The sequence below is a fragment of the Bacillus massiliigorillae genome (genome assembly GCF_000380245.2).
Lineage (GTDB): Bacteria > Bacillota > Bacilli > Bacillales > DSM-1321 > Bacillus_AD > Bacillus_AD massiliigorillae.
Genome location: NZ_HG428741.1, coordinates 390,470 through 403,545 on the forward strand (window position 1 = coordinate 390,470; position 13,076 = coordinate 403,545).

Here is a 13,076-nt window from a genome sequence, read left to right on the forward strand (position 1 = left end):
ATCTTTCAATGATGAAATTGTTTTTTGAATAGAGAGATATCCAAAATACATTACTTTTTTTTCATGCTGCAAGAAAAGGCCTAAAAGTTGTAAGGAGGCTTTTACATAATGGTAAAAAGATCAAGAATTGTTGCGTTCTTTATCCTTGTTATTACAGTTTTTTCATTGATAGGAACGACTTCATCAGGAATCGTAAAAGATATAAAACTTGGCTTGGATCTTCAAGGCGGATTTGAAGTTTTATATCAAGTAAAGACGGAAGACGGTAGTAAAGTCACCGAAGATGTCCTGAAAAATACAGTTAGTGCTCTAACGAAAAGGATTGACGTCTTAGGTGTTAACGAGCCGATTATTTCCATCGAAGGTAAGGATCGTATTCGTGTTCAGTTAGCAGGTGTAAAAGACCAAAATCAAGCACGGGAAATCCTTTCGACATCAGCGAAGCTCTCCTTTAGAGATTATAACGATAAAGAAATGATGACAGGTAAAGATTTGAAAGAAGGTGGCGCAAAGCAATCGTTCGATTCAGAAAATCGGCCTGTTGTAGAAGTTACACTGAAAGACCCTAAGAAATTTAAAAAAGTGACAGAACAAATTTCTTCAATGCCAGCTCCAACAAACGTACTTGCTATTTGGTTGGACTTTGAAGAAGGTAAAGATTCTTTACAAAAACCAGAAACACAAGATAATTTAGTTTCTGCTCCTAGAGTAAGCCAAGTATTTAATCAAGATACGGTATTAATTACGGGTGGTTTCACAGTTAAAGAGGCGCAAAACTTAGCAAATATGCTTAAAGCAGGTGCTTTACCTGTAGATTTAAAAGAAATTTACTCAACTTCAGTTGGAGCTAAATTTGGTGAACAAGCATTGCATGATACAATTTTTGCAGGTGTAGTAGGTATTGCTGCAGTATTCTTATTCATGCTATTCTTCTACCGTTTCCCAGGTTTAATTGCAACTATTACATTATCAGCTTACATTTATCTGATTTTACTTATTTTTGATTGGATGAATGCAACATTAACGCTTCCAGGTATAGCGGCATTAATTCTCGGGGTTGGTATGGCAGTAGACTCCAACGTTATCACCTATGAGCGGATTAAAGAAGAAATTCGTATAGGTAGGAGTATTAAGTCAGCGAATAAAAATGGTAACAAAACATCATTTGTTACGATTATTGATGCGAACTTAACGACATTGATTGCAGCAGGAGTTATGTTCTACTTTGGGACAAGTTCTGTAAAAGGTTTCGCAACGATGTTAATCATCAGTATCATCATGGGTATCTTTACGAACGTATTCGTTACACGTCTATTATTAGCGCTATGTGTTCAAAGTGGATTGCTTGATAAACGTCCAGGTTGGTTTGGGGTTAAGAAGAAAGATATTCACCCGATTCATAAGTCTGTGGATGTTTTATCGTTACCGACGAAATTCGATCGTATTGACTTTGTAAGTAAACGTAAAATTTTCTATACAATCTCATCGATTATTACTATTATCGGTATTATCTTCTTGATTGTTTTTAAGTTGAATTTAAGTATCGACTTTACAAGTGGTACACGTCTTGAAATTACAGCTGACAAGCCACTTACAACACAACAAGTTGAAAAAGAATTAGATCATTTGAAAATCAACAAAGAGGATGTTGTTTTATCAGGAGATAAGAATGAAGTAGCGGTTGTTCGTACGCAAGATGTTCTTGATAAAGCAGAAATTCTTAAAGTGAAAGATTACTTTAAAGATAAATATGGTCATGAACCTAATATTAGTGCTGTGTCTCCAACCGTAGGGAAAGAGCTAGCGAAAAATGCATTTAAATCGGTATTGATTGCATCATTAGGAATTATCCTATATGTTTCGATTCGTTTTGAATGGAGAATGGGTCTTCCAGCCGTAATTGCATTACTTCATGACGCATTTGTAATCATCACTATATTCAGTGTGTTACGCTTAGAGGTAGATTTGAACTTTATTGCTGCCATTCTGACGATAATTGGTTACTCAATAAATGATACAATTGTTACATTTGACCGTGTTCGTGAAAACATGCAGAAGAAACGTAAAATTAAAACGGTTAAAGAATTGGAAGAGGTTGTTAATGTTAGTACTCGTCAAACGATGGTACGTACAGTTAATACCATCTTGACAGTTCTTATTACAGTTATTGCACTTGTTATTTTCGGCAGTGAATCAATCTTTACATTCGCAATTGCGTTATTGATTGGTCTAGTAGTTGGTGCATATTCTTCTGTATTCATCGCTACACAGTTATGGTTAGATTTCAAAATTAAAGAACTGAAGAAAAAAGGCGTTTTAATCACGCATGTTGAGAAGAAAAAGAGAACAGATGAAGCGCAAGTTTAATTAAATGAAGAGGTTGTAAAAAAGTACTACTTTTTTACAACCTCTTTTTTGTCTCTGTAGGGAACAATAATGAGGTGAAAGTTGCCTATGGGAGGGAAAAAATGTGGCGAATAAAGATCGTTTTCAACAAGCAGAATTTGCTGCGATGGTAGGAATCGTCGGAAATGTAGCATTGGCTATTATTAAAGGTATTGTAGGTGTTATGTCACATAGTAAAGCACTAATAGCAGATGCGGTTCATTCAGCTTCGGATGTAATTGGTTCATTGGCAGTTTATGTTGGACTAAAAGCTGCAAAACAACCTCCAGATGAAGATCATCCATATGGACATGGGAAAGCCGAATCGATTGCAGCCATCATTGTAGCAGTATTGCTCTTTCTCGTAGGTATTAAGATAGGTAAGTCATCATTAGAGTCTTTTTTCACAGTAGTTGAGCCACCAAAATCGATGGCACTCTATGTAATAATTCTATCGATTATCGTGAAAGAAGCGATGTTTCGTTATAAATATAATTTAGGAACAAAACTTGGAAGTCAGGCTTTGATTGTAAATGCTTACGAACATCGTTCAGATGTTTATTCTTCAATTGCAGCATTAATTGGTGTAGGTGCAGCCGTGTTAAGTAAGAAGGTCGGTTTACCGTGGCTAACATATGGCGACCCACTTGCTGGATTATTTGTTTCGGTGCTAGTTTTGAAGATGGCATACACACTTGGGAGAGAAGCTATTCATACGACGCTCGATCATGTATTACCAGATGATGAAGTAGAGCCATTTAGGACAGTTATATTAGCGGATCTGGATGTAAAGAAAATTAATTCTCTTCATGCAAGAGAACATGGGCATTATGTGATTGTTGATTTGAAAATAGCGGTAGATCCACATTTAACGGTTGAAGAAGGACATGCTATTGGAAAACGAGTTAAAGCACAGTTATTGAAGCAGGCAAAGATTCATGATGTTTTTGTTCATATTAATCCTTTAGGAGAAGACTAAAGGCAAGAATTGTTATATACAAAGTATGGAAGTGTTAAATCCATTGCAACCCTTCAATCACTTCTGTATAATAATGAAGGTTGAGGGGTGATTTTATGTTACAGTCAAAAACTCGTTGGAATGTTGAACAATCCGACTTGCTTACTGTAGAGCAGTTGACTAAAGCATTACATATTACACCGTTAGTCGCACAATTATTAGTGAACCGTGGTATTCATACTGTTGATGCTGCACGGTCATTTTTATTTTTAGAAAATCTAGAATTTCATGACCCGTATTTAATGAAAGATATGGATAAAGCTGTACAGCGAATTCATCGTGCTATAGCTGAAAGTGAAAATATATTAATTTTTGGTGACTATGATGCAGATGGAGTAAGTAGTACAACAGTTCTGATGGAAGCACTTACTTCTTTAAATGCCAATGTCGACTTCTATATACCTAATCGATTTACAGAAGGTTATGGACCAAATGAAGGTGCATTTCGACTAGCGAAAGATAATGGTACAGATTTGATTATATCAGTGGATACAGGTATTTCTGCTTTAGCTGAAGCTAAATTGGCAGGGGAACTTGGAATGGATTACATCATTACTGATCACCATGAGCCAGGTCCAGAATTACCAGAGGCATTTGCTATTCTTCATCCTAAACTAGAAGATAGTGTTTACCCATGTAAAGACTTAGCTGGTGTTGGTGTAGCATTTAAATTAGCACACGCTCTATTAGGAGAGTTACCGACATCACTTCTTGAAATTACTGCAATTGGAACGATTGCAGATTTAGTACCACTTAAAGGTGAAAATCGGTTAATTGCTGCTAAAGGTATTCAACAAATGAAGCAAACAAATCGCCCAGGTTTATTAGCTTTGTTTCAAAAAGCAGGAATCGATGTCAATAACTTAAATGAAGATAGTATCGGTTTTGGAATTGCTCCAAGAATTAATGCGGCTGGTCGATTAGGAGATGCAGATCCTGCTGTCGAATTATTACTGACAAAGGATGCAACATTTGCTTCTGCAATTGCTGATGAGATTCATTCTTTAAATAAGGAAAGACAAACTATTGTTTCTGAAATTTCGAAGGATGCTTTTAAGCAGGTAGAAGAGCATTATCCGATTGATCAAAATAGTGTTCTCATTGTTGGTGCAGAAGGTTGGAATGCTGGAGTTATTGGGATTGTTGCTTCTAAGTTAGTTGAAAAATATTATCGTCCTACAATTGTGTTGAGTTATGATCGAGAAAAAGGCTTAGCGAAAGGGTCTGCCCGCAGTATTGCTGGCTTTGATTTGTATCATAATTTATCAAAATGTCGAGATATTTTGCCGCATTTTGGTGGTCATCCAATGGCTGCTGGAATGACTTTAAAAATAGATGACGTAGATGATTTAAGACAGCGATTAAATTCGTTAGCTAATGAAGTGTTAACCGCAGAAGATTTTATTCCTATTACGAATATTGATGCTGCTATTACACTAGAAGATGCCAACATTGAAACAATAGCTGAAATGGGTAAATTAGCTCCGTTTGGAATGGCTAATCCTAAGCCTCGTATCTTGCTTCCTGATGTTAAGCTTGCTTCTATTAAACGAATTGGAGCAGAAGGAAACCATCTGAAAGCGATGTTTAAGGATGGACAATTATCATTAGATGCAGTCGGTTTTGGGATGGGGGATTATTGCGATGAAATTACTCGTAATGCTACATTATCAGTCATCGGAGAATTATCCATTAATGAATGGAATAATATAAGAAAACCACAAATATTTTTACAGGATGTTGTTGTAGACCATTGGCAACTATTTGATGTACGTGGTAATAAAAATATATCGCAAATATTAAATAATGTTCCAACAGCTAATACAAAGCTAATTGTATTTAGTCGTGAGGTATTGCAACAAATATCGCCAGATGAACAGCGTGAAATAGTTCTTATAGAGAATAAAGAGCAGGCTGCTTCAGAGGAGCTAACGAATAATAATGTAGTGCTCGTTGACATGCCGAGCGATGAAGAAATGCTAAAAGGCTTATTAGCTGGTAAGAAACCTGAGCGAATATACACGCATTTCTTTCAGAGTCAACAACATTTCTTTAGTACACTACCAACGCGTGATCATTTTAAATGGATGTACGCGTTGATTATGAAAAAAGGCTCCTTTGATGTGAAACGATATAGTGCTGATATTGCCAAACATAAAGGTTGGTCAATTGACACAGTTGATTTCATCTGTAGGGTGTTTTTGGAACTAGGTTTTGTTACAATTGACAATGGATTTATTTCTATAGTCAAACAAGCACAAAAGCGAGATGTGAGCGAAGCTCCATCTTATATAAAAAAACAGCAACAAATTAAATTGGAAAATGAGCTTCTTTACTCTTCTTATGACCAACTTTATAACATAATGCAAGTGTTTCTTGAAGGGAAAGAACTCAAGGAGGAAACAAAGTCATGGATTTAAAGCAATTTATTACAATCGTACCTGATTGGCCAAAACCAGGTATCGTATTTAAAGACATTACAACTTTAATGGATAACGGTGATGCTTACCGCTATGCTACTGATCAAATCGTATTATATGCTAGAGAACAGCAAATCGATTTAGTAGTTGGACCGGAAGCACGTGGATTCATTATTGGATGTCCAGTTGCTTATTCATTAGGAGTTGGCTTTGCGCCAGTTCGTAAAGAAGGTAAATTACCTCGTGAAACGATTAAAGTCGGTTATGGACTTGAATACGGTAAAGACGTATTAACTATTCATAAAGATGCGATTAAACCTGGGCAACGTGTTCTAATAACAGATGATTTATTAGCTACAGGTGGAACAATTGAAGCTACAATCAAACTTGTTGAAGAACTAGGCGGAATTGTTGCTGGTATTGCATTCTTAATCGAATTAAAAGACTTAGATGGACGTTCTAAGTTAGATGGTTATAATGTATTAACATTAATGGATTTTTAAGAAATCTCGAACTAATATAGAGACTTCAATATGAAACGATAAAAAAACCTTGTCAATTATGACGAGGTTTTTTATCATTTCTAGCGAGAAGTTAAAAGCTATTCTCATTTCATAAAGGTTCTTTATAGAGCATTGATGTTTAATTTTAATAAAAGTGAAAATAATGGTATATAACTTTCTTACGTATTTTTTTGAAATGAAAGCCTTTGCATAAGAGTAGAATGGAAAAATGAAGGATTAACCACTTTACATTCTTTCATTTTTTCTCGATAATAGAAATAATACATTAAAATATTATAATCATTTGATATAGAGAAGTCGGAACAGATTTATTACGGTTAACGGTAATTGACCGAGCATTTCTACTATACATTTAAGGTGGTTTCATGGCGAACGAACAAATAGTAACTTCAAAACAAGTAATTGAACGAACAAAAGCGTATTTGCAGCCGGAAGATGTTGCAATAGTTGAGAAAGCATTCTTGTTTGCTGAGGATGCTCATAAAGAACAATATAGAAAATCAGGGGAACCATATATTATTCATCCTATTCAAGTAGCGGGTATATTAGCCGATCTTGAACTAGATGCTTCAACGGTTGCAGCTGGTTTTCTTCATGATGTTGTCGAAGACACAGATGTAACATTACAAGATATTGAAGACAACTTTAATGCGGAAATTGCCATGCTTGTAGATGGAGTTACAAAGCTAGGAAAAATTAAATATAAATCACATGAAGAGCAGCAAGCAGAAAATCACCGCAAAATGTTTGTGGCGATGGCTCAAGACATTCGAGTTATATTAATTAAATTAGCGGACCGTCTTCATAACATGCGCACCCTAAAGCATTTGCCATTTGAAAAGCAACGTAGAATCTCGAATGAAACGTTAGAAATTTTTGCTCCTCTTGCTCATCGTCTAGGTATTTCAACTATTAAGTGGGAGCTTGAAGATATTGCACTACGGTATTTAAATCCACAGCAATATTATCGTATTGTTAACTTAATGAAGAAGAAACGTAATGAGCGTGAAGAATATTTAGAAGAAGTTGTGGATGAAGTACGAGACCGTTTAGATGAAGTACAAATTAAAGCTGAAATATATGGCCGACCAAAGCATATTTATAGTATTTATCGCAAAATGGCTTTGCAAAACAAGCAGTTTAGCGAAATTTATGATCTATTGGCAGTACGTATTCAGGTCAATAGTATTAAGGACTGTTATGCAGTACTTGGTATTATTCATACTTGTTGGAAGCCGATGCCTGGTAGATTCAAAGACTATATTGCAATGCCAAAGCCTAATATGTATCAATCTTTGCATACGACAGTGATTGGTCCAAAAGGTGATCCGCTTGAAGTACAAATTCGAACATTTGAAATGCATCGAATAGCTGAATATGGTATTGCAGCGCATTGGGCATATAAAGAAGGAAAAGAAGTGAAGGCTCAAGAGCCTCTAGAAGAGAAGATGTCATGGTTTAGAGAAATTCTTGAATTCCAAGATGATGCATCGAATGCACAAGAATTCATGGAATCTTTAAAAATTGATTTGTTTTCAGACATGGTTTTCATATTCACACCAAAAGGCGATGTAATCGAACTTCCTGCTGGTTCTATTCCAATTGATTTTGCATACCGTATTCACTCTGAAATCGGTAATAAAACGATCGGGGCAAAAGTGAATGGTAAGATGGTACCGCTTGATTATAAGTTGAAAACAGGCGATATTATTGAAATTCTTACATCTAAACATTCATATGGTCCAAGTCAAGATTGGTTGAAAATCACACAAACTTCACAAGCAAAAAATAAAATACGTGCGTATTTTAAAAAGCAAAGACGTGAAGAGAATGTTGAAAAAGGTCGAGAATTAGTAGAAAAAGAAATTAAAAATATGGGATTCGATTTAAAAGAAGTTTTAACGTCTGAGAATATTAAACGAGTGGCGGAAAAATTCAACTTTACGAACCATGATGATATGTATGCAGCTGTTGGCTACAATGGTATTACGGCTTTACAAATCGCTAATCGCTTAACTGAAAAGTGGCGTAAAAAGAAAGAGCAAGAGCAGTTAACAACTATCACGGAAGCAAATTCAACGTTGAAGACATATACTTCACCACGTAAACGAGAATCCGGTGTTCGTGTTAAAGGAATTGATAATTTATTAATTCGCTTATCAAGATGTTGTAATCCAGTACCTGGTGATGATATTGTCGGCTTTATTACTAAAGGTCGTGGTGTTTCTGTACACCGTAGTGATTGTCCGAATATTATTGGAGAAGATGTGGAAGCTCGTTTAATACCTGTAGAGTGGGATACAGGTTTTGCAGATACGAAGGAATACAATGTTGATATCGAAATAAATGGATATGACCGTCGAGGATTATTGAATGAAGTCCTTCAGGTTGTAACGGAAACAAAGACAAATATTTCAGCTGTTTCAGGTAAAACAGATCGCAATAAATTGGCACTTATTAATATGTCTATTTCGATTCAAAACGTGAGTCATTTACAAAAAGTAGTGGATCGTATTAAACAAATACCTGATGTGTATGCAGTTAGAAGGATCATGAATTAAGGAGTTCGTCATGAAGATAGTGTTGCAACGTTCTAAAGAAGCAAGCGTAACAGTTGATGGAGAAACGGTTGGGAAAATTGATAAAGGATTAGTTCTACTTGTTGGTGTCACACATGAAGATACACAAGAAGCGGTGAATTTCTTAGCTGATAAAATAGTGAATCTCCGCATTTTTGAAGACGCAGATGGTAAGATGAACCACTCATTATTAGATGTAGGTGGAGATATCTTATCTGTATCGCAATTCACGTTATATGGTGACTGTCAAAAAGGACGAAGACCAAACTTTATGGCGGCAGCAAGACCTGATCACGCAACTGAAATGTATAATCTATTTAATGAAACGCTGAGACAAAAAGGCGTAAAAGTGGAAACGGGCATATTTGGAGCAATGATGGATGTTCAACTTGTGAATGATGGTCCTGTGACACTTATACTTGAAAAATAAAGAAGGGCGTTCGAAAAGTTTTTTAAGATTACTTTTCGAACGCCCTTTTACTTAATAGAGGGATAATATAATTTTGAACGTTGTCTAACCTTACACCTGCTATGCTTGATCATAAGCCGTTCTGATTTGAAAACCGAAAGCAGGTTTTCAGAAACAGCTCGTCTAGCCTTGCACATGTCTTCTTTTTGATTAGAAGCTATAACAAGAAGTAAATTCTAAATCAAAAAGGACCGGTGACGGTTTTTCTTATTTTCCACCCGCAAAATAATTACCTAAACCATTATAAACGGCGGTAACAATTGCTTCTTGATACGCATATGATGTAACGATTTCCTCTTCTTCTTTATTGCTTAAATATCCTAATTCTAGTAGGACAGAGGGCTGACTATTTTGCCTTAAAACATGATAATCACCAAACCGTTCCTCTCGAATGGTTAGTTTACTTTTATCTTGTAGACTGTAATAAATAGAACGTGCCAGAGGCTTTTGATAGCTATGATAGTAATAAGGAGTCACGCCTCTCAAATCACTTTGTTCCGCACTATCATAATGAATGCTAATAAATGCGTCAGGTTGAAGCTTATTGGAATACTTTACTCTTGAAGATAGACTTTGATATTCATCTTTATTACGAGTTAATATAACATTCGCTCCTGAATTTACTAATAGTCTTTCGAGTAACTGGGCTGTTTGCAATGTTAAGTTCTTCTCCAGTGTTTGACTAGCTCCAATTGTCCCACCATCATTGCCACCGTGACCAGGATCGATAACAATTGTTTTTCCCGTGAAGTCATGCTGTTCGCTAACCATTTTGATCTGAGGTGTATGTTTTGAAGCTTGGACAAGCCATCCAGCAACATATGCTTTTTTACCCCAAGATAACTTTACTTCATATGTATTCTTCTTTATAGCGGTTACTGTAAATTCATCACCTTTGGAAGCGGTTTTTATTATTTCACTGTAAGGTGAAGTTGATTTACGCAATGGTACATCATCGAAAAGAGCAGTAACTTGCATATCTGTAGAAGAATCGACCGTTTCTTTTAATTGACTGCGCGTATACCATTTAGGAACCCAACCTTTTTTCTCATTTGGTAATTTAATTTGAAACCAATTATTTTTCTCTTTTATAATTTTATAATCGTTATCTTTTTGAACATCTGTTACTTTTTCACCTTGGAAAGAAGGTTTACTGTATACAGCGATTGAACTAGCAGTTATCGTAGCATAGGGTGGTTTCAGCTGCTTCTTTGGTTCACTTATTGTTACAACCCAATTTGCAACCCATGCTGATTTTTTTTTAGATAATTGTATTTTAATCCAATCATCTTTTTGGTCTAGTACAGTAAATGTTTCGTCTTTTTTTAAATGCTCGACGATTTCATAATTCGTGCCTGGGCCACTTCTTGCGTTTACACTTGGTTCTTTTACGGTGACGCTTTCACCTTTAGCATAACTACTATTGCTAGAAGCAAATAGGAGAAGAAGGGTCATAATAATTAGGCTAAATTTAACTTTCAATATAAATACACCTCTGAATTATCTACACTATTTTTTACCAATGAAATTTCCTATTCTCCTATGATAATAATTCTGCGAAAAAGGACAGGATAGATAATGACTATTGCAGTATTACTAGGAGGAAAAGAAATGAAATGTAATGAAAAGAACAGCTTGAGTCATTCTGGAACGAATCAATTATTCGGTGTTGATTTTCATGACTTTATCCAAAAAGAACATAGAAGTAATATGGTTGAACTAGCGAGCGAGTTTGGATTACACGTTCGTGATGTTAAAAAGTTAAAAAAATATCTCGGTCGTTCATAGGTATTATACCGTTATTTAGAAGGCAAAAAAATGATAAAGTGAAACTTTAATCGGTGGGACGTTTTTTATACGCCGATAATTAGTTGAACCAATCGGGCTCTTATTGGCGATAAATCTCTCACTTAGTCATCTTTGAATTCACTTTCGCTTTGAAGTGGGAGTCATAGCGCCTGTTAGAACGAGATAAAGTTAGTTAGTAAGAAAACATTGACAACAAGTTATGAATATTTCGGGTAAATTCTTGACAATACTTGAAGAGACAATTATTATTAGTAAAATAATAATAATTACATAGTATTCATTTTATATACAAAACCAATGATGGAGAAAAGTAGTTAAGATGGTCGGGTAAAGAGAGGGAAAGTCGTAGGCTGTAAGCTTTCCTACATCGTCGCTTAATGAACGAACACTTCGTAGGTTTCTCTCTGAAAGAGTAAGCTTTAGTAGGAGAAGAACGTGAACAGGCGTTAACTGTTTTCTAAGGAAATGCTTCTAGATAAGCATTTTGAATTAGGGTGGTACCACGGGAAATAACAACTCTCGTCCCTTGTAATAGTTTAAGTTACAAGAGACGAGGGTTTTTTTGTATGTATGTGAACCATAGAGGAGGAAAATTAATGAGTATGCAAATCCCTAGGGGAACGCAAGACATTCTTCCTGAACAAGCTGCGATTTGGCAATACATTGAAAGCGTATCAAGAGACTTGTGCAGGAAATATCAATATAATGAAATTCGCACACCAATTTTTGAACATACGGAAGTATTTCAAAGAGGTGTTGGTGAAACAACGGATATTGTACAGAAAGAAATGTACACGTTTACTGACCGTGGTGATCGTAGTTTAACGCTACGCCCAGAAGGTACAGCGGCTGTTGTACGTTCATTCGTAGAGAATAAAATGTTTGGTTGGGCAACACAACCAGTGAAATTATTCTATAACGGTCCAATGTTCCGTTACGAAAGACCTCAAGCAGGTCGTTTCCGTCAATTCGTTCAGTTTGGTGTAGAAGCAATCGGAAGTGCTGATCCAGCCATTGATGCTGAAGTAGTAAGCTTAGCAATGAATTTATATAAAGCGCTTGGACTTAAAGAGTTGAAGCTAGTGATTAATTCTTTAGGTGATATTGAAAGCCGTACAGCACACCGTAAAGCGTTAATTGAACACTTTAAGCCTCATATCGGTGAATTCTGTAGCGATTGTCAAAATCGTTTAGAGAAAAATCCTCTACGTATTTTGGATTGTAAGAAAGACCGTGAGAATGAATTAATGAGCACAGCTCCTTCTATTTTTGAATACTTGAATGATGAATCTCGTGCTTATTTTGATAAAGTATTACAACATTTAGATGCTATGAATATTCCATATACAGTTGATGCAACACTTGTACGTGGCTTAGATTACTACAATCATACAGCCTTTGAAATTATGAGTAATGCGAAAGGCTTTGGAGCGATTACAACACTTTGTGGTGGTGGTCGTTATCACGGTCTTGTAGAAGATTTCGGTGGCCCAGAAGTTCCAGGAATCGGCTTTGCATTGAGTATTGAAAGATTAATTGCAGCACTTGAAGCAGAAGGTGTGACATTGCCTATTGAACAAGCAACTGACATTTATGTGGTTGCACTTGGTGATGCTGCAAAAGACTATAGTGTGAAATTAGTAAATGAATTACGCCAAAATGGCTTTTCTGTAGATAAAGATTATAACAATCGTAAGGTAAAAGCACAGTTCAAAGCGGCAGATCGTGCCAAAGCACGTTTTGTAGCGGTACTAGGCGACGATGAACTAAATAATAATAAGATTACATTGAAAAACATGGAATCTGGTGAGCAAAAAGAGCTTAATTTATCAAGTTTCATCGAAGAGTTCAAAAAGGAACAGCAATAAGGGA

At 35.8% G+C, this 13,076-nt stretch carries 9 protein-coding genes and 1 other annotated feature; of the genes, 8 read left to right on the plus strand and 1 reads right to left on the minus strand.

Annotated features, from left to right (window positions below):
- Positions 1-108: 108 nt before the first annotated feature.
- From secDF to dtd, 6 genes are all read left to right on the plus strand, one after another.
- Positions 109-2,367 (plus strand): protein translocase subunit SecDF, encoded by a 2,259-nt coding sequence (gene secDF, locus TX86_RS01780; protein ID WP_042345676.1) that lies wholly within the window; start codon positions 109-111, stop codon positions 2,365-2,367.
- A 103-nt stretch (positions 2,368-2,470) separates the two neighbouring features.
- Positions 2,471-3,364 carry a cation diffusion facilitator family transporter gene (locus tag TX86_RS01785; RefSeq protein WP_042345677.1) on the plus strand — a complete coding sequence of 298 codons (894 nt, stop codon included), beginning with the start codon at positions 2,471-2,473 and terminating at the stop codon, positions 3,362-3,364.
- Between the two features lie 95 nt (positions 3,365-3,459).
- Positions 3,460-5,823: a single-stranded-DNA-specific exonuclease RecJ gene (gene recJ / locus TX86_RS01790; protein WP_042345679.1), complete on the plus strand. Its 2,364-nt coding sequence runs from the start codon at positions 3,460-3,462 to the stop codon at positions 5,821-5,823.
- Positions 5,814-6,326, plus strand: a complete 513-nt coding sequence (locus TX86_RS01795; protein ID WP_042345682.1) for an adenine phosphoribosyltransferase — start codon at positions 5,814-5,816, stop codon at positions 6,324-6,326. The genes recJ and TX86_RS01795 overlap by 10 nt, the downstream gene beginning before the upstream one ends.
- A gap of 386 nt (positions 6,327-6,712) precedes the next feature.
- Entirely contained in the window at positions 6,713-8,908 is a 2,196-nt protein-coding gene (locus tag TX86_RS01800; RefSeq protein ID WP_042345684.1) for a RelA/SpoT family protein, read from the plus strand.
- 10 nt (positions 8,909-8,918) lie between these two features.
- Positions 8,919-9,356: a D-aminoacyl-tRNA deacylase gene (gene dtd / locus TX86_RS01805; protein ID WP_042345686.1), complete on the plus strand. Its 438-nt coding sequence runs from the start codon at positions 8,919-8,921 to the stop codon at positions 9,354-9,356.
- 246 nt (positions 9,357-9,602) lie between these two features.
- Here dtd and TX86_RS01810 read toward each other — a convergent pair whose 3' ends face one another.
- Positions 9,603-10,877: an N-acetylmuramoyl-L-alanine amidase family protein gene (locus TX86_RS01810; protein ID WP_052343506.1), complete on the minus strand. Its 1,275-nt coding sequence runs from the start codon at positions 10,875-10,877 to the stop codon at positions 9,603-9,605.
- Between the two features lie 129 nt (positions 10,878-11,006).
- Between TX86_RS01810 and TX86_RS26940 the strand changes: the two genes are divergently transcribed.
- Entirely contained in the window at positions 11,007-11,183 is a 177-nt protein-coding gene (locus TX86_RS26940; protein WP_042345689.1) for a hypothetical protein, read from the plus strand.
- 309 nt (positions 11,184-11,492) lie between these two features.
- Positions 11,493-11,734: a binding site (T-box leader), on the plus strand.
- 66 nt (positions 11,735-11,800) lie between these two features.
- Positions 11,801-13,072, plus strand: coding sequence for a histidine--tRNA ligase (hisS, locus tag TX86_RS01820; RefSeq protein WP_042345690.1), 1,272 nt, complete (start codon positions 11,801-11,803; stop codon positions 13,070-13,072).
- The last annotated feature ends 4 nt before the right edge of the window (positions 13,073-13,076 follow it).

What these genes read in the sequence shown, in the direction of transcription:
- secDF (WP_042345676.1), top strand. Translation starts at nt 109, where the DNA reads ATGGTAAAAAGATCAAGAATTGTTGCGTTCTTTATCCTTGTTATTACA.
- recJ (WP_042345679.1), top strand. Translation starts at nt 3,460, where the DNA reads ATGTTACAGTCAAAAACTCGTTGGAATGTTGAACAATCCGACTTGCTT.
- TX86_RS01795 (WP_042345682.1), top strand. Translation starts at nt 5,814, where the DNA reads ATGGATTTAAAGCAATTTATTACAATCGTACCTGATTGGCCAAAACCA.
- TX86_RS01800 (WP_042345684.1), top strand. Translation starts at nt 6,713, where the DNA reads ATGGCGAACGAACAAATAGTAACTTCAAAACAAGTAATTGAACGAACA.
- dtd (WP_042345686.1), top strand. Translation starts at nt 8,919, where the DNA reads ATGAAGATAGTGTTGCAACGTTCTAAAGAAGCAAGCGTAACAGTTGAT.
- TX86_RS26940 (WP_042345689.1), top strand. Translation starts at nt 11,007, where the DNA reads ATGAAATGTAATGAAAAGAACAGCTTGAGTCATTCTGGAACGAATCAA.
- hisS (WP_042345690.1), top strand. Translation starts at nt 11,801, where the DNA reads ATGAGTATGCAAATCCCTAGGGGAACGCAAGACATTCTTCCTGAACAA.